Consider the following 18,179-nt stretch of genomic DNA (forward strand, 5'->3'; position numbering starts at 1 on the left):
CGCTCGCTTAACAATATAAAGAAGAGGAAATAAATGCATGAAACAGAAAGGAAATCAGCGACCAACACTAGCCGCTGAGCAAATTATGTACGTGTAGATTCTGAATAGACAATAGTCTGAGGTGTTAATTTTATAATACCTATTAACAGAATAACCCCCTGAATAATAAGCAAGTAAGCACCAGATACTGGCATAATAATAGCAACAATAATACCTATTGCTATAAACCCCCAAGCTAAAGACAGTGGCGGCGTAAAGCCTTCTTTAAGCGCTTTTTGTAACATTAAACCAAATAAAACCCAAAAGAATCCTGTTAATAAAAACCAGACTATGGCTTCTCGCTGGAATATCATTTGGCCATTTACAATAGTGCTAGCAAACCAATTATCTTGATGCATATCAACCAAGCTTTGCCAACCTAAAGCTAGGCCAATTAAGTTGTGAATAATACCTGTAAAAACTAAGTAATAACCGGAGTATTTCATTGCTTTCATCTTCTTGTTCCTTAAGTTTATAAAAATTCAATGTTAACTTACTTGATGTTAGTTATTATCAATCTTGCAGTTATGGCATAAATGTTTTTGATGCCATAGCCGATATTCTTAAAACAGCTTCAACAGAAGGCTTTGGATGTATTTGTTGCATACCTAAGAAATTGGCATAAGCCATCAACGCAATATCTTGCGCTTGAACTTCCTCCATACCCAGCTCTATATAACAATGCGCTAAATAGCTTTGCCTTTGTTGGTCTATTCTTTCTAAATGGGCTGCAATACTCTGCTCTTTTAAAGCCCACGCACGGATATGCATTTCAGCTTCAATGTTATGACTCGCAATCACTTGGTCTAACTTTTTTAATCGTTCTAGAGGAGACGCTTGTGTATTGGCTTGTGTTATAAAATCTAGTGTCATTTCTTGATACCAATGCGTCATTAAGGTTTCAATAAACTCAGAACGATTTTTAAAATGGTGGTAAAAAGAGCCTTTAGTGACGCCTTTTAAATCACACAAAGGGGTTATTTTTAAAGAGTCTGGCCCCTTTTTAATTAATATATCTAAGGCGAATTCAAGCCAGTCTAACTGACTATTTTTAGTTTCTTTTTTCATATTCTATTGGCTTTAATTGCATTATTTATCACTGTACGCGCAATAATATAATGAAAAGGTAAAATACTATTTACATAAATGCGTCCAATCAGTGTTTTTTGATTTACTAAAGTAGACACAATAACTTCGTCTGATTTTTTTAATACTGATATGTAAAACGTCATATGTTTATCTTCTGAATAAGAGATTATTTCACTCTCTGATTTTTCAGTGATTGTTAAAAAACCCGCTTTATCACCTACTTCTAATTCATCACTGGTTGGTTTTAAGTTATCTGCCCCTACTTTAAAACCAAATGATTTCACAATACGATTACGTAATCGCATTAAACTGCCAACCCAGTTTGGCATGTAAGCAAAAATGGCATGCTGTAATTGACTAGGTGAGAGTTCAGATTTAGTTATTGCAGCAGATAATGCATCACGAAAATAATAACTTTCAGCTTTACTGGCTAGATTATCGTTTACAGGCGCTTCAAGTGTGCGCACATTTGGGAATAAAAAATCCATATTTAACTCCATTACTTTCAAATCAAAACATACCATACAGTATGGTATCCATATTAGTGTGGTTTTTATTTTAGGTAAAGTTTTTTGTGTGTTTTATAAATACTATTAATTTAAAATATGAAAAAAGTCCTTAAAGCATTACTGCAATAAGGACTTTGACAACACACGTTAGATTATTAATTAATCACAGTATCTATTACATGGATCACACCATTAGATGTATAAATATCTGTTGTTGTAACATTGGTACCTTGCACTTGCAATGATACTTGTTGCTGCTTCACAGTCCACCAAGCATCGTTTACACCTTGACCTTTCATATCACCTTTGGTGGTATCGCCAACATAAAAATAAAGTGGGCGGCCTAAATATGCAGCCTGCATTGTATTGTCATCACGGGTAATTGTTGAAAGTTCAGGAATATTATCAACAGCACCATCTGTCACTAATACTGGTGGCCAGTTAGCGGCGCACGTATCATTACATGTACTACCTGAAGTCCCTAAGTCATTATCAAATACGTATACTGTAAAACCATCTGATTGTGAGTTCATGCCACCCACTAACATTTCTGATAAAGCATTGTATGCAACTTCATCAGATTCACTATTGGTCGTTTTAGTAAAATTAACTAATTTAACGCTGACTTTGTCACCTGAAAGTGTTTCAACCATGGCGCCATTTGCCGCATAAGCAGACAAAGCATTTACTTCAGCACCCACAACGTGTTTAAGTAAAACATTAGTTAATGCAGTGGTATCTGCTAATAACGCACTCAGTGCAGCACTATCAATTTTTGAAAATGCATTATTGGTTGGTGCAAATACAGTAAATGTACCAGCGTCATCATCAAGAGTAGATACAAGGTCTGCAGCTGCTAGTGCAGTTACTAAAGTAGAAAATTCTGGATTTGATACTGCAACATCAACAATGCTCTTTGATGAGTCAACTTTTACACTAGGCGGTAAAATAACCTGGTCTACAACATGGATCACACCATTATCTGCCATAATATTAGCAGCTGAAACTGCTGATTTATTTACATATAATGTAGAATCCGTTAATGATAAACTCGCCTTTTGTGAATTGGTCATAGTAATCATTTTATTATCTGATTGCGCGATAGTAACAGCCTGATCTTGCATAACTTTAGCGTCTGATACAACGTGGTAAAGCAATATATTACTCAGAGCTTCAGGATCAGCTAACAAGGCATTAATTGTATCTTCACCTAATAATGCAAAAGCCTCATCTGAAGGCGCAAATACTGTATATTGTGCATCTAAATTAGCTAATACTTCGTTTAAACCGGTCGCAGTTAGCGCAGCAACTAAAGTATTAAAACTCCCTGCTTGCGTTGCTACATCAACAATACTCATTGCAGGCTCAGGCACTACAACATCAGCAACAACCACCATATCAATTACATGTATTACCCCATTGGTAGTGTAAAGATCTGTCATCACAATTTTAGCACCGCCAAAGGTTAAACTATCTGTTTCACTATTAATGTTAATTGGGACCATCGCACCAGATAAAGTTGTCGCTTGCTTACCATTCAAAGTGAAGGCTGCTGTTGAAGATACAGTTGTTTCAACAACATGCTGTAATAAGATATTTGAAAGCGTTTCAGTATCAGCTAATAATGCAGCAATCGTATCAGCACCTAAAAGATTAAAAGCCTCATCAGTTGGTGCAAACACTGTAAATTCTTTAGTTTCGTCTGCTAATGCACCGTCTAAACCAGCCGCTTGTAATGCTGTTACTAAGGTAGTGAAGTTACCTGCACTAACTGCTGTTTCAACAATATTCATTGTAGGTTCGCCTTTGTCTTTAGGCGGTAAAATAACAGCATCAATTACATGGATAATGCCATTATCTGTTTGTAAGTCGGTAATAATAACTGTAGCAGTATTGACGAGTAAATTATCGCCATCAAGTGACAGCCCAACCATATCGCCATTAACCATTTCGACTGTATTACCAGCACTGGCTACAGCTGTTGCTGCGTCAACTTCACCACTAATCACATGATAAGTTAAGATGTCTGATAATGTCTCGGTATCTGCAAGTAACCCATTAATTGTATCTTCGCCTAATAGTTCAAAAGCATCATCTGTTGGCGCGAATACTGTAAACTTAGCATCTGGATCTGATAACGTCGCATCAAGTCCTGTAGCTTGAAGTGCTGCAACTAAAGTTGTAAAACTACCATTAGCAACTGCGGCATCGACTATTGTCGTTACAACTGGCTCAGGTAAGGTAACGGTTTCTTTTTTGTCATTATCATCGTCATTACAAGCTTGTAATAAAAATAAGCTTGTAATTAGAAATATCATTTTTACGTTTTTCACTGGCCTATCCTCTAGTTATAAATTATTTAACGAACGAATAGGCATACGCTTTAAAAAAACATAAAGTTCATATTTTATGCGAAATAAAAAAACATTTTAAATTTGCGAACTTTATCTAACACAACATCGTATATTAAAATATTTTTTGTTTTTGTAGACTAAAAATGAAAAAATAAAATTATTTATTCAACTATAGATTCAGTACCGTTGAATAAAATTCATATGCTAAGTTTCTTTACAAGCAGCTCCCAAGTTAAAGTAATCATTAATACCTCTCTCACTTTACACCTAAAAAATATCAACACATTTATTAACTGAGCTATTTTAAACAACCTAACGTTAATTATTTTCATTTGATTACTTTATTAAGTACCCATAAGTTATACAAACTATTAACAAGGAGATAAAAATGAAAAAATCATCACTTTTATTAGCGATTACGCTAGGGGTTACATCAGTAGGTACTTTTGCGGCTCAAACAAATGGTTGGTGGCGAACAGTTTCGGCACAAGCATCTTCACCAACCCCTGCAGATCACAATCAGGTATGTGCTAAAGCAGAGTCTAAACTTAGAGCATCATATAGTGATGTAACAACAGTAAAATTAGCGCCGAGTTTTGATCAGTATAATGGTATTCTTTATTGTACTGCTAGAGGCCAAACTCAGCAGTAACAATAGATTAGCTTTAGTGTTGTGAGGCATTAAAGCTATTATTTTTGATCGCACTATTAATTTATTTCGTAATGTGGAGTAATTATTAAAATAATACATATTATAGGTTACACAATGAAATTACTTATTTGCTTAATTCTCACTATCATTATCACTGGCTGTAGCACAGCTTTCCCAAATAAAAATATCACAGGTTTAACACTCCCTGAAATGGCTGGTGAAACACTCACACAAAAAGAAGTTTCCTTACCTAGCATGTTCGCTACAAAAAATACCCTACTGTTAGTTGGTTACAAACAAAATTCACAATTTGATATTGATCGCTGGCTCATCGCGCTAGATATGACAAATACTGATGTAAAAGCTTATGAAATACCAGCTATTCAAGGCATGTTCCCACGTATGTTCAGCACAGTTATAAATGATGGCATGAGAGCTGGGATCCCAAAAGAGCTTTGGGGCGGAGTAGTCACTTTGTATGCTGATGGCGAAAAAATGCAAGCATTTACGGGTAACGAAAAAGGCAACAATGCCCGTATTCTGTTGATAGACCAAACAGGAAAAATACTCTACTTTTACGATAGAGGCTTTTCAGTACAAGCCCTCAATGACTTGAGAGATGTTCTTAAACAAAGTTAGCAATGCTCAGTTTTAGCTAAGCACCCTTTAGCTTAAAAAACACAGTTTTAATCATATGCTTTGAGCTAAATATTCAAAGCATATGATTTCAATAAATTTAACGAAAAACCTCAATGCTTTCAGGTTTTAATTATGCCTATCAAGAGCAATAATTAAAATGAACTATAACCCGTTAATTTTCCAAGTGGTTTAAACCCAAGCTTCTCATACATATGTAAACCTGCTTTTGATGCCTGTAAACTCACCAATTCACACTTTAAGGTTAAAGCTTGTGCTAAAAGATGCTGCATTAATGATAAAGCGACACCCATTTTTCGATAATTTGGAGCTGTACCTAATTGGTGAATTCCTAGGGTGTTGCCCGTTTTATAGCTAATGGCAGTTCCAGCGATTTCCCGATCTTTCATATATGCAAAAATACTCGCATTTTCATTATTTAATAAATGTTCAATAATATCAGAATCAATTTCATAACCAAAAGCTTCACCGCACCCCTTAACCCATTTACTAATATCATCACCGACTGATAATTTAACGATATTCACATGATTACTGTCATTTAATAATTCGTTCAATTGCGCTAGTTTTAAATTCATTATCACTAATTGGTTTTTAATCTCTAAACCTAAGTCCTCTGGGTTTGTTAATTCTTTTACTGTGCTCACAACTTTATTTTTTGGCAAGTTTGTAGAAGGCACCAATTCAGGAAAATTAAAGTCTGCTTGCCAATGCTTATTAGGCCAACTTTTATGTGTAAACTGCCCATTTTGTTCATCAACTTTAAGTGCTTGCCAAAAATAGTTAAGATTGTTTAAATTATCATTCAGTGAAAATCTCATAACTTACTCCTTGTTAATTAAAATAATAGCTAAAATCAAACATACTGTGCCTACCAATTTAGTGAAAGAGATCTCTTTCAAAGGACTTTCAAACCAGCCAAAATGACTAATAATCATAGCGACAATAATCTGCCCAGCCAATGCATAACTCATAACATTGCCAACACCCATTTTAGGGATCAAAAAATAAAAGCTCGCAACACCTATGACACTAAAAATACATGATATCCATAAGTACCAAGGTACTTGATTAATCATTTCAGATAAGGAAACCATTAATATTTTTTCTTGCAATTGCACTTGTATAGTCAAGCTTAAGTAAAGCGTTATCCCTGCAACTAAAGCAAAGCTAGAAAAAAATGCGTAGCTAGTTGCAAGTAAACTGTTATTTAAAATTTGCCCTAACTGCGCATTCATAGCTGCTTGTATCGCAATGCTAGCACCTGCAACAAAGGCTAAAACGACAAATATATTCATAATGAAACAACTAAATCGTGGTAACTTAATCGTGTTTTTGGCCGATTTGCAGCATGATCATGTTTACTTCGAATGCCAACAGGGCATAACACAGCAGCACTTAATCCGATATCATTCAACCCTAACGCATTATTAATACCATCAACATCAAACCCCGTCATTGGACATGCATCAATTTTACTTACAGCGGCATGCGTTAATAATGTTCCCAAAGCGATATAACACTGCTGCTGAGCCCAGTTACTTTGCTGTTCAGGTGCCAGAGTTAATAAATCAGCTTCAATTTGTTTTTGATAATCACTCAGTGTATTAACAGGCTTATTTTGCTCTTTTGAAACAGATTCAATATATGATGAAATATCATCTTTTGTGATGTGCTTTTTATGCGCTAAAACCAATAATTGAGAGCAATTCGATACTTTATCTTGCCCATAACTATGCGGTAGACATGCCTTTTTAACATCAGGATCTGAGACTACAATCAATTGATATGGCTGAATACCGTAGGCAGAGGGAGCTAAACGCACACTTTCAATTAGTCCATTAATCTGTTGTTTTTTAAGTGTATTCCCACTAAATTTTTTAACGGCATATCGCCAATTAAGTGCATCAATTACTGACATTATGTTATCTCCTAGTTGGTATGCTAGTAGTCTAAGTAATTGACCTTCTTCATTCCTTTACATATGTTGATAAATGCGAAATTATTTAAAGTCTTTTTTTATACGGCTTAATTGCGTCGGTGTGATCCCTAAATAGCTGGCAATATGATATTGAGGTAAACGAGCTACAATAGAAGCAAACTCATGTAAAAAATGCGCATAACGTGTTTTAGCTTCATATTGTAAATAACCTATTTCCTTAGGCTCTTTTTCTAATAACCAATGCTTTTCTAAGTAATTAATATGAAACTGCATTAAATCTTGTGAATCAAATAATGTTTCTCTAAATTGCCGATAATTTATTTCAATAATCTCACAATCTTCGATCGCTTGAACCTCCAACTTACTCGTTTCATTATTCAATAAAGCGCTCATACAGCCAGGGAATCGCCCTTCATCAAAAAAGTTTTTATTAAATTCATTACCTGACTCATCTATTGTATAAACCCGCATCAAACCTTTATGAATAAAAGCAAAGCTTGTTGCTAAACTACCAATAGCATATAAAATCTCACCTTTAGCTAACTTTTTTATCGAGCAACACGCCTGATAAGCAGACCATGCATCGTTAGAAAGTGAATAATACAGGTTTAAAGTTTTTTTAAGGTGAGCGAATTCAGGAGTCATTGATTTATTGTTATTTAAGTTTAATAAGATCTTTATAACATTATTGAGTCACTTAAATAAGTACTTATTTATTAATGATATAAATACAGTTACTTAAAAAATCAGTACACGTTACAACATAATATTTGTCTAATTTACAATCATCTCTATCATTACTTCCTTAGAAGTATTTTCTATTTAAAATGTGGTAATCTGTGTACAACCTTCTATATACCTTATTTAAATGGAATTGAATAATGAAGTACTTTTTACTATCAGTTTTTATACTCATTGTTTGTTTGATCGTCAAAGCACAAGCAGCTGAACAATCAGCTTTTGTTGGCAAATATAAAAAATCAGATCATGAATCTTTATCAGAACTTTATATATTAAACGATAATACGTATTGCTATGTTTTTATGGGCGGTTCTTTAGATTTAATACGCTCAGGCAGTTGGGAAGTAAGCAATAAGCATAAAAATGCGATAGTGCTAAGTGATAAAAACATCGACAGTTCGAATCATCTTGCACGAGGCCAAAAATTTAATCGCCTAGATAACAAAATCTCTATTTCCATAAATGGATATAGCCTGCATGATGTCAATACGCCAGTGTTTGCTTTTTCCAAGAGCAATACTCCTCCGTCTAAATTTAGAACCTTATTACCTAAAAATAATAATGTTGGCAGAGCGAGTTATTCATTTCCCTTAATTTCACCTGATGATGCAAAATATATTTATTTAGGCAGCATTGTAGATTCTGATAAAAACAGCACCCAACAGCTACAAATTACCCAATATGAAATCGGTTCAAACGACGTATTACAACTTGGTTTTGATAACCAACAAAACATGTTACCTCAAACTATGTATGCGCAATTAATCGATGGTAAATTAAATTTAAATGGTGAATCCATAGGGACAAAATCCAAGTTAAAACCACGAATGATAGATGAAGTAAAAGAGCATTGTATAAAAGCCAATGATCAGGAAGAAAACTCTGAATGGACGGTATTAAAACCAAGTGATACTTTTTATGAAGAGAAAAGTGTTATTATCGATAAACCATATTTTAATGAGAATGACAGCGAAGAAGCTAAAAGAAAAAATGACATAAATGCACTGATAAAGGATGAAAAGCAACTTTTAGAAATACATTATCAAAATGCTCAACAAGATCTAAAAAGTTTTAATGAATTCTTAAGTATCTCAAAAAATTTGCTACTCAGAAAAAAACGTAAGAATATCTATATCGAAGATATCAATATGAAACTCTCACAGTTATTGGTAAATACCAATCAATTTGGGAAAGTAGATTCTGCAATAGAACAATTTAATGCCTATGCTTTAGACATTTACCCACTAATAAAAGACAGCACTAACAAACAAGTACAATATTCAATCTTAGTGATGGCCAGTCAAGGCGCTGTTATTTATGGGATGACTCGTGATGAAACAATACTAACAACAATATTTAATACTTTACTTAGCGAAAATTTCGATATTAAAACCACTAATAACCCAACGCTTGCCTTTAACCTAGCTTGTATTTATGCGCTGACAAAAAACAAGTCTGAAATGATTAAAGCAATCACAGCAGCACGAAAAATGAAAAAGCCGACAGAGCAATTTATGAAAGATGGTGACTTTGCTGTTTACTTAACAGATGACGACTTTTTAGCCGCTATAAAGTAAGAGTTCAATTCAATTATAAAACCTGGATTATTAAAGCTTTAAAAGGGAGATATCATCACCCTTTTTATTTTTATCTTCACATCTAATGACTTTAAGTATGTTGGTATACTATGAGCAGTTAAATATCTAAGTTAAGCGCTTTAATTGCTTTTTACGCATCATTATTTCAACAATAGATAGATTGATAACGATACCTAATAGCCGACCATAATCGTACTGAAAATGCGTTAACATTTTAAAAATCACATCAAAATTACTAAATAAGATAAGTATAAGAATATCTATAAATAATGGTGTTATCGCAGCCAATACAATCGCAACAGCACGTGCCATCCAGAATTGATGTACTTTAATATTTCCCTTAATAACATGCCATAATGCAATTAAAAAACTACTACAAATAGCGATACTTGTCATAATAAGAATACTGTAACGTATCCCTTGAGATTCAGGCGATAATACATTGTGCATCCACACTCCAGATATCGCCATAATACAGCCAGAAATCACAGCGATACGGCCAGCTAATTTGTGTCGTTTAGGGTTTTTTATACGTATTTTAGGTGAAAACTGAAATGGCATAGTTAAGAAAAATAAAACCCCCGCCCCACCATGTACAAACATTGCCCCAGGCATACTAAAATGAATACTGCTAATAAACGATGATTCAGCTGTAAAACCTAATATACCTAAGACGACCATCGCAATGCCAAACATTGCAGGTATCCCAGCTATGCCAGTTAAAAAAAGTAATGTGCCAACCACGGGCCAATTGTAAGGTGTATTTAATGAGTCAATATTATTAGTTTTAGATAACATGATAATGTCATAATTTCTCGAATGGCTAAGTTGAGACTGATTATGTAGAATAACTTTAAAATTAGCGTCCGGCTGGGTTGATTAAGACCTATTTATCAGTTCAGCCTGTAAGGCTGGATACATAAACAACGTCCAGAGCGCTTATAAAACCTAGCATTACAAAAAGTAAGAGAATTATTAGTAATGGAAAGCACAACACTGTTCGCAATTAATTTATCAACACTTATTATCATTATTTTTAGCGCTCATTTGTTATGTTTACGTGCTTTTGAACGTCAAACTTATTTACCCTTAGCTGTATTTTTATTTTCAATTGGCATTATAATTTGTCAGCCTACATTAGCGTATTTGGCTGATCAATTACGTCCTACTATGATCATACTTTCCTTGCCTGCTATTTTATTAACAGCGCCAAGTTTATGGTTTTATGTTGAGGGCATTACAGCAAAAACCCCCTGGCAATTAAGCCAAATGAATAAAAAGCATTTTATACTCTTTATGATCGGCGCTGTGGTAGCCTTTGTTGCACTATTTATCTCTTATGATGTTCAGTATGCTCTATTAGTAAATGATGATGACAGTATATTTGATAAAATCGACCAAACAACTAAATTGATAACCATAACAACGCTTCTTGCAACAGTATTACTGGTACTTGCATGGATAGCTCAATCAGGTTTTTATCTTTATAAGGTGATAAAAAGATTAACGCAATATAGAGCACATTTAAAAAACTTATTCGCCAGTACCGAGGCGAAAGAAGTTAGGTGGATAAGCTGGCTATTACTTGCAGTGGCAGTTGTATGGGCAGCAACTGCAGCCAACATCATCGTTAATAATATCTTATTCTCTAACGAAGTTAACGCCACAGTATCAGGCTTAATTATTCTGGTTATGACTTGGAGTGTTGCTATTTGGGGGCTGCGACAAAAACCAGGATTTGAAGAAATTTATGATGCTGATGAAGAAATTCAACAAATACTAGAAGATGTGCCTCCTCAATCAGAAAAGTATCAGCGTTCCGCTTTAAATAATCAAAATGCAGTTAAAATAGCAGAAAAAATAGCACTCGCTATGCAACAAGATCAACTCTATTTAGATGCGTCATTGTCTTTGCAAAAACTCGCGAAACATATCAATACCTCACCTAATTACATTTCACAAACGTTGAATGAAACATTAGGCGCTAATTTTTTTGATTATATTAATCAGTACCGAATCAATGAAGCAAAAAAGCAATTAAAAGAAACTAAAAACACTGTTTTAGATATCGCAATGAATGTTGGTTTTAATGCAAAATCTTCTTTTTATACCGCGTTTAAAAAAGAAATCCAACAAACACCAAGTCAATATCGTAAAAGTGAGACTTAAGTAGCGTTTTAATAAATAAAACTCAAATTTCACCTACAGAATTGGTTTTGTAGGTTGGCCTTTAGGCTGACGGTTTTAATTTGAAAAGCTACCGATAACTGCTCCTGCTTTATTCTTGTACCTACATCCATGTAGGCCAAGCCTCATCTATTTAAAATTACTAATTTAATTAGATGAAGCCGTTATTTCAATTGTATATACAACTATGACAAGACGTAATTCTAGCGAACATATTATTGCTTTGCGGCCCTTATAAACACAGCTCAATTTTTTGTTAAATATTAAATTACAGCGAACAAGAAAACCAAGCGCCAAGGCATTATTATTTTCACTAGATTAATGTTTGGCTTGCTGAATATTTAAACAAGCCAAATAAAATAAGTAAACTTTAATTTATCACCCTCATCTATGACTTAAAAACCTAGTCAATAGGGTAGGCACTTTCATGACAAGACTCACATGTTGGACTTCCATTAATTTGAAATTCAGCAGGGTTGTCACAGCTATCACATATAGCCCCTTTTGGAACTGAAAGTTCATCACAAACTGGACAATCAGCTTGTGATAAATTATCAAGTTCAGAACCACAAGAGTTACATGTAGTTAGTTCCCCCATAATAGTTCCCCTTCTATTTAGTTTTAATTTTAGAGTAAATTGTGCTCTTAGATACGCCTGTCATTATAGATATTTTGAAAACTGACATTCCATTGTTATAGCAATTTTGCATGATCTCGTATCGGGTGTTTGAAGGTTGAGAGTCAAACATTGCTCGATTATATTTATTCTGCGAACTTTCTAGCGCATCAACCAAAGTGCTAACAGCACCCTGTAGGGTATTCGTAGCTATCATGGAGGTTATTCCTTAAAGTTAATAATTAAAAAATTTAGGTCACAGGTAACTTAAGAAATTAATTTGGAGTTAAAGATCAACTAATTAAATTGCCTACCGCTTTACTTAAATGACTCATCAACAGCCAATATGACAATCATAAACCAACAAGCGGGTAAGATCAAAACACAAAAACACAACAAATAATAGCCACACAAAAAATAATGGGTACGCAAGAAATTAAAAGTAAGGAATAGCCATACCCAAAACCTACTAATTACTTACATTCAACCTTTAACACTTAAATAATGTATAATTAAGGGTAAGGAAAAATAATTTATTTGGAGGTGGCAGTACTTTCAATTCAGGGTAATAAATATGAAAAAAGATCTAATTTATAAAAATATGCTTGGAATTAAACGAAAAGAGCTAATCAACTCCTTTAATAACATTCAAAAGATGGCCTGGGAACAAATTTTACTTTTAGCTATTTATAGCCGCCATAAATGTTATTTTTCTTTGGATAACAAAGAAAATAAGAACATGCTTGCAAAAATTAAACTTATAAAGGCTTTAGACAAACTTGAAGACTCTGAATTGATGCAACAGGTGTTGCATTCATTACACGATGGCCAAGGAAGTAATTCTATTATTAAGTTACTACATGAGTTATTTGAAAAATCAAAAAAAAATCTTTCACCAGAAAATTCACTCTTGAGGAAAATAGAAGAAGACAATATTGCCTTTCCTGCTTGCCATGAAAAGCCTCTCTACTCCTATTATGCATTATATAAAATACTCAACAATCCAATAGGTATATTCAGTGAGCTATTAAATATCAAAAATTTAGAAATTAACTTTGAAAGATATATTGAAATTTACTTAGCTGATTATATGTCCAAAAAACATTACTTTTCACGGGGCACCCTTTCAGATAAAAATCATAGTCTTATTCAATCTTTAACCTATGAACCAACTCTAAAAGAACTTATAAGTTATATTGAAGATAACCAGATCAGTATTGATAAAAAAACCTTCCTGAATTTTGTAAAAAGCAGTTTATCAGAGGAATTAGGGAAGAATATTCATAAGGCATTTGATCAATTATCAGTTCAAAATATACAACAACAATCTAGTACTGAAGAAAGTACTTTTAAGAAACTGTGCTCTTTAGAGCAAAATAAAAATGAGATAAAACTAACATTTGATAAAAACCTATTGAAGCATCTGTCAGGATTAGGTCAAATAGAAAGTATTATGGAAGGGGTAAAATCTCACTTAGAAAAATCTTTAACAGACTCTCGCTATACAAGCAATTTCGGACTGCAAATAAATGAAAGTGATACCAAAGCATATGATGATGTCAGCTCATGGTATGTAGCCAACAAAACAGATTTGATTCGCAAACTTGAGCAAGTACCAAAGCTTATTGCATCAGTAATCGAATTTGATATTAGATATGGTCTCGGTTTTTGTAATACAGAAACTGGCTTTATAAATATCAACAAGCCATTTAAACAATCATCAAAAGATACATATAAACTCACAACTAGCTTTATCAAAGAATGTTTATTTCAGTTTTCTAGTCCATTCAATTTTAATTCTTGCGGATTACATCCGATTTCTTTTGAAAAGCATATAGAGAAGTTTGAAGAGATTTGTGCAGAAGGCAACTCAGAGGAGTCAGCTCCAAGCTTACTTATGACTAAATGGGCTGACCAAGAAGAAAAGCCTATGATTGAAAGATTCAAAAAATTACCAAAATATTTAAAAGTAAATAGTTACACACCTGTAGAGCCTTTGATAAAAGAACAACTTAAGATTGAAAATGAAAAAGGAAATTACTACCCCTTAAACTCACCTTTTCCTCTACCACTATGGTTCAATATTAAAAATTAGTATTTAATTTAAACCCGAACAAAACACCTAATAATTTACCTATTTCGAATAATGTAAATGTTCAATAAATTTGGGTTGATAAATTTACTAGTACCACTTAAAACATTTCAGGACAAGTAGAGGCTAATAATTGATTTTTTCGAATTTAAATAACAGAATACATCTATTCCTTAACGTTCTTTAGTGTCAGCAGCTTCATTACAAAGGTGAGGCAGCCAAAGGTAATTTTCCTTAATTTATCTATGTATACCATTTTGAGAGTTAGAATCTGTTCGCACAATTCAGAACTTGTTCGCTCTAATTATCTCTTGTCAACTAAACCGCACCACCACAGGCAACACCAGAGCTCCACGCAAACTGGAAGTTATACCCTCCTAGCCAGCCTGTTACATCTATTACTTCGCCTATAAAGTATAGGCCAGGCGCTTTTTTAGCTTCAAAAGTTTTAGAAGATAATTCGTTGGTATCTACACCACCTAAAGTCACTTCGGCTGTTCTGTAACCTTCTGTACCATTTGGTTTAATTTTCCAATTGTGAATGTAGTCACTTAAAGCTGCTATTTCGCCATGTTCAAGCTGTTTAATAGTTTTATCAATGATGTCTCCTTGGGTGATCATCGCTTCAATAAATCGCTTAGGCAATATAGTCACTAACATGTTTTTAAGTGATTTTTGGCTATGCTGATCTCGCCAGTTTTCAAGTAATTCAGTAATAGGCGTATCAGGTAAAAGATCGATTGTAACTGCTTGGCCTGCTTGCCAAAAAGATGAAATTTGTAAAATTGCAGGGCCTGATAAACCGCGATGAGTAAATAAAATATTTTCACGAAATTGCGTACCATCTTCGCTTGTCACTTGTGTATCTACGCTAATGCCAGATAAACCATCAAACCTTTGTTTATCGTGATCATGCAAAGTAAATGGCACTAATGCCGCAGTGGTTGGTAATACATTTAAACCAAACTGTTCAGCAATCTTATAACCTATTGGCGAGGCACCAAGTTTTGGCATAGTTAACCCTCCAGAAGCTACAATCAGTGAATTACATTCAAAATCATCTTCACTGGTAGACACTAAATACCCCGATTCAGTTTTTTCAACTGAAGTCACTTCATTACGCAAAAAGTGCGATACACCTGCCCATTCACATTCGGTCATTAAAATATCTACGATATCAGACGCACTGTTATCACAGAATAATTGGCCTAATGTTTTATGATGATATTCAAGACCATGACGATCCACTAGCTCAATAAAGTCATGCTGTGTATAGCGGCTTAAAGCTGATTTAACAAAATGTGGATTTTGACATAGGTAATTTTCTGGGCTGGCATTTTCGTTGGTAAAATTACAACGACCACCGCCGCTAATTAAAATTTTACGACCTGGCTTTTTGCCCATATCTAATACTGCAACACTACGGCCTTTATAACCAGCTGTAGCTGCTGCCATTAAACCTGCTGCGCCTGCACCGATAATTACTACGTCAAACTGTTTCATTTTTTACCTTGAAAGCTGATAAATTACTTGTGTATTACTACTAGAATCATTTACAGATTTAAAATAGCACCACTGAGCCGCGCATTTTCTCATACATAACGCTTGTAAGCTATGTAATACGTATGCCTAAGGTTGAACAAATTTAGCTCAACTTGCTTAATGCTTGTTTAATCTCGAAAAGCTATTTTTTGTACCAAATATTTAATATGCTTATATCACTTAAATTTACTGTGAATTTGAATTTTCAACTCATGATTTCAATTAAAGGGCTCAGTTTTAGCTGGCCAAAACAACACGCTATTTTAAAAATAAATGAACTTGAGATAAAAAAAGGCGAAAGCATTTTTTTACAAGGCCCGAGCGGCTCAGGTAAATCAACTTTACTGTCATTACTTGCGGGTATAAACCAGCCTAGCAGCGGTAAAATAGAAATATTAAATACAAACTTAAATGAATTATCGGCAAGTCAAAGAGATAAATTTAGAGCTGAGCATATAGGTTATATTTTTCAAATGTTTAACCTATTACCTTATTTATCTGTTATTGAAAATGTAACGCTAGCGTGTGAGTTTTCTAAAAAAAGAAAAGTTAAGGCCCTGCAAAAAAGCAAAACCGTCATTGATGAAGCTAAACGCTTATTAGATCATTTAGAAATCCCTGAACATTTATTTGATCAAAACATTTTAAACTTAAGCATAGGTCAGCAACAACGTGTAGCCAGTGCACGCGCTTTAATTGGCAGTCCTGAATTATTAATTGCTGACGAACCTACTTCAGCACTTGATCAAGCAAGTCGTGAAGCTTTTATAAAACTGCTATTTAAAGAATGTAAAAGTGCCGGCACTACCTTATTATTTGTCAGCCATGATGACACATTAAAGCCTTTATTTGAGCGCTATGTATGTTTAAAAACAATCAATGAGGCCTGCTAATGAATATGTTTACTTTGGCACAAAAAAGCCTACTCAACCGTAAATCAACAGTATTGCTAACCTTATTAACCATAGCCGTCAGCGTGATGTTATTGCTAGGTGTAGAACGCATCCGCACACAAGCTAAAGCCAGTTTTGCTAATACTATATCGGGCACAGATTTAATTGTGGGCGCACGTACAGGTTCAACTAATTTATTGCTGTATTCGGTTTTCAGAATTGGTCATGCAACACATAATGTTAGCTGGCAAAGTTATGAAAATATCATAAAACATCGTACTGTAAAGTGGGCGATCCCGTTCTCTTTAGGGGATTCTCATAAAGGATTCCCAGTACTTGGCACCACGTCTGATTATTTTGAACACTACAAATTTGGTAAAAAGCAGCCATTAGCTTTTGCACAAGGGCATGCTTTTGAAAAACCATTTGATATTGTTTTGGGTGCTGCTATCGCCAAAAAACTGGGATATAAACTTAACGATAAAATAGTGGTGTCTCATGGCGCAGGCAATACGAGTTTTCATCATCATGATGAGCATCCGTTTACTGTAGTTGGTATTTTAAAACCAACAGGTACACCGCTAGACAAAACCTTACATTTACCGCTGATAGCAATTGATAAAATGCATGGTTCAAGCGCTCAAACGCCAAGCCACGATCACGATCACGATCACGATCCAGATTTAATAGGCGAACCAAAACAAATCACCGCATTTTTATTAGGTTTAAAGTCTCGTATTGCTGTTTTAACTTTACAACGCAGTATTAATACAGATGCTAACTTAACTAAAAATGAAGCTTTATTGGCGATTATTCCTGGGCTTACATTACGTCAACTATGGGAAATGCTCTCTATGGTTGAGCAAGTTTTATTAGTTATTTCAGGCTTTGTAGTCATTTCAGGCTTATTAGGCATGTTAACTAGCTTATTAACCAGCTTAAACCAACGCCGCCGCGAGCTGGCAATTTTACGCTCTCTTGGGGCAAGGCCATGGCAAATAGGCATGTTATTAGTCAGTGAATCTGTACTACTGACCGCAACAGGCTGTATTATAGGCATAGGATTATTATATGCTGTGCAATTAGCGACAGCCGCGCAATTACAAGAGTTATCAGGTTTGCAATTATCGCTCACTTGGTTAACACAACATGAAATGCTATTAATAGCAGGTGTATTATTGTCTGGATTTTTAGTCGGTTTAATACCAGCTTGGCGCGCTTACAAATACTCACTCAGCGATGGCATGAGCATTAGAGTTTAACAAGAG

Annotated in this window: 18 protein-coding genes; 7 read left to right on the forward strand and 11 right to left on the reverse strand. The window is 34.3% G+C overall.

Annotation, left to right across the window (positions count from 1 at the left end; all coding sequences use genetic code 11):
* Positions 1-83: 83 nt before the first annotated feature.
* The 4 genes from KO527_RS24805 to KO527_RS24820 all read right to left on the reverse strand — a co-directional run bounded on the left by KO527_RS24805 (position 84) and on the right by KO527_RS24820 (position 3,955).
* Complete coding sequence (locus KO527_RS24805) at positions 84-494, reverse strand: DUF6463 family protein (protein ID WP_216042927.1); 411 nt, start codon at positions 492-494, stop codon at positions 84-86.
* 70 nt (positions 495-564) lie between these two features.
* On the reverse strand, positions 565-1,107 hold the full coding sequence (locus KO527_RS24810) for a TetR/AcrR family transcriptional regulator (RefSeq protein ID WP_216042928.1): 543 nt from the start codon (positions 1,105-1,107) through the stop codon (positions 565-567).
* Positions 1,104-1,616, reverse strand: coding sequence for a DUF2867 domain-containing protein (locus KO527_RS24815; protein WP_216042929.1), 513 nt, complete (start codon positions 1,614-1,616; stop codon positions 1,104-1,106). The genes KO527_RS24810 and KO527_RS24815 overlap by 4 nt, the downstream gene beginning before the upstream one ends.
* Positions 1,617-1,792: 176 nt before the next feature.
* Positions 1,793-3,955 (reverse strand): fasciclin domain-containing protein, encoded by a 2,163-nt coding sequence (locus KO527_RS24820; RefSeq protein ID WP_216043011.1) that lies wholly within the window; start codon positions 3,953-3,955, stop codon positions 1,793-1,795.
* 424 nt (positions 3,956-4,379) lie between these two features.
* On the opposite strand from KO527_RS24820, the gene KO527_RS24825 reads away from it, so the two are divergent.
* Together KO527_RS24825 and KO527_RS24830 are read left to right on the forward strand one after the other, a co-directional pair.
* Positions 4,380-4,643, forward strand: coding sequence for a hypothetical protein (locus tag KO527_RS24825; protein WP_216042930.1), 264 nt, complete (start codon positions 4,380-4,382; stop codon positions 4,641-4,643).
* A gap of 114 nt (positions 4,644-4,757) precedes the next feature.
* Positions 4,758-5,282, forward strand: coding sequence for a hypothetical protein (locus KO527_RS24830; RefSeq protein ID WP_216042931.1), 525 nt, complete (start codon positions 4,758-4,760; stop codon positions 5,280-5,282).
* Between the two features lie 152 nt (positions 5,283-5,434).
* On the opposite strand, the gene KO527_RS24835 is transcribed toward KO527_RS24830, so the two are convergent.
* The 4 genes from KO527_RS24835 to KO527_RS24850 all read right to left on the reverse strand — a co-directional run bounded on the left by KO527_RS24835 (position 5,435) and on the right by KO527_RS24850 (position 7,887).
* Positions 5,435-6,121, reverse strand: a complete 687-nt coding sequence (locus KO527_RS24835) for a GNAT family N-acetyltransferase (RefSeq protein ID WP_216042932.1) — start codon at positions 6,119-6,121, stop codon at positions 5,435-5,437.
* A 3-nt stretch (positions 6,122-6,124) separates the two neighbouring features.
* Positions 6,125-6,598: a DMT family transporter gene (locus KO527_RS24840; protein ID WP_216042933.1), complete on the reverse strand. Its 474-nt coding sequence runs from the start codon at positions 6,596-6,598 to the stop codon at positions 6,125-6,127.
* Positions 6,595-7,221: an NAD(P)H-dependent oxidoreductase gene (locus KO527_RS24845; protein ID WP_216042934.1), complete on the reverse strand. Its 627-nt coding sequence runs from the start codon at positions 7,219-7,221 to the stop codon at positions 6,595-6,597. The genes KO527_RS24840 and KO527_RS24845 overlap by 4 nt, the downstream gene beginning before the upstream one ends.
* An 81-nt stretch (positions 7,222-7,302) precedes the next feature.
* A complete protein-coding gene (locus tag KO527_RS24850; RefSeq protein WP_216042935.1) occupies positions 7,303-7,887 on the reverse strand; it encodes a Crp/Fnr family transcriptional regulator in 585 nt (194 codons plus the stop codon).
* A gap of 236 nt (positions 7,888-8,123) precedes the next feature.
* Between KO527_RS24850 and KO527_RS24855 the strand changes: the two genes are divergently transcribed.
* Positions 8,124-9,560 carry a hypothetical protein gene (locus KO527_RS24855; RefSeq protein ID WP_216042936.1) on the forward strand — a complete coding sequence of 479 codons (1,437 nt, stop codon included), beginning with the start codon at positions 8,124-8,126 and terminating at the stop codon, positions 9,558-9,560.
* A 126-nt stretch (positions 9,561-9,686) separates the two neighbouring features.
* Here KO527_RS24855 and KO527_RS24860 read toward each other — a convergent pair whose 3' ends face one another.
* Positions 9,687-10,379: a DUF2306 domain-containing protein gene (locus KO527_RS24860; RefSeq protein ID WP_216042937.1), complete on the reverse strand. Its 693-nt coding sequence runs from the start codon at positions 10,377-10,379 to the stop codon at positions 9,687-9,689.
* Positions 10,380-10,562: 183 nt separating this feature from the next.
* Here KO527_RS24860 and KO527_RS24865 point away from each other — a divergent pair, with 183 nt between their 5' ends.
* Positions 10,563-11,750, forward strand: a complete 1,188-nt coding sequence (locus tag KO527_RS24865; protein WP_216042938.1) for an AraC family transcriptional regulator — start codon at positions 10,563-10,565, stop codon at positions 11,748-11,750.
* Between the two features lie 421 nt (positions 11,751-12,171).
* Here the strand turns inward: KO527_RS24865 and KO527_RS24870 are convergent, their stop codons facing one another.
* Entirely contained in the window at positions 12,172-12,366 is a 195-nt protein-coding gene (locus KO527_RS24870; protein ID WP_216042939.1) for a hypothetical protein, read from the reverse strand.
* Positions 12,367-12,958: 592 nt separating this feature from the next.
* Here KO527_RS24870 and KO527_RS24875 point away from each other — a divergent pair.
* Positions 12,959-14,479: a hypothetical protein gene (locus KO527_RS24875; RefSeq protein WP_216042940.1), complete on the forward strand. Its 1,521-nt coding sequence runs from the start codon at positions 12,959-12,961 to the stop codon at positions 14,477-14,479.
* A gap of 315 nt (positions 14,480-14,794) precedes the next feature.
* Here the strand turns inward: KO527_RS24875 and KO527_RS24880 are convergent, their stop codons facing one another.
* Positions 14,795-15,979, reverse strand: a complete 1,185-nt coding sequence (locus KO527_RS24880) for an NAD(P)/FAD-dependent oxidoreductase (protein ID WP_216042941.1) — start codon at positions 15,977-15,979, stop codon at positions 14,795-14,797.
* 251 nt (positions 15,980-16,230) lie between these two features.
* Here KO527_RS24880 and KO527_RS24885 point away from each other — a divergent pair, with 251 nt between their 5' ends.
* Positions 16,231-16,911 (forward strand): ABC transporter ATP-binding protein, encoded by a 681-nt coding sequence (locus tag KO527_RS24885; RefSeq protein WP_216042942.1) that lies wholly within the window; start codon positions 16,231-16,233, stop codon positions 16,909-16,911.
* Positions 16,911-18,173: an ABC transporter permease gene (locus KO527_RS24890; protein WP_216042943.1), complete on the forward strand. Its 1,263-nt coding sequence runs from the start codon at positions 16,911-16,913 to the stop codon at positions 18,171-18,173. The genes KO527_RS24885 and KO527_RS24890 overlap by 1 nt, the downstream gene beginning before the upstream one ends.
* Positions 18,174-18,179 lie beyond the last annotated feature (6 nt).

The organism is Pseudoalteromonas sp. C2R02 (assembly GCF_018860845.1).
Classification (GTDB): Bacteria; Pseudomonadota; Gammaproteobacteria; order Enterobacterales; family Alteromonadaceae; genus Pseudoalteromonas.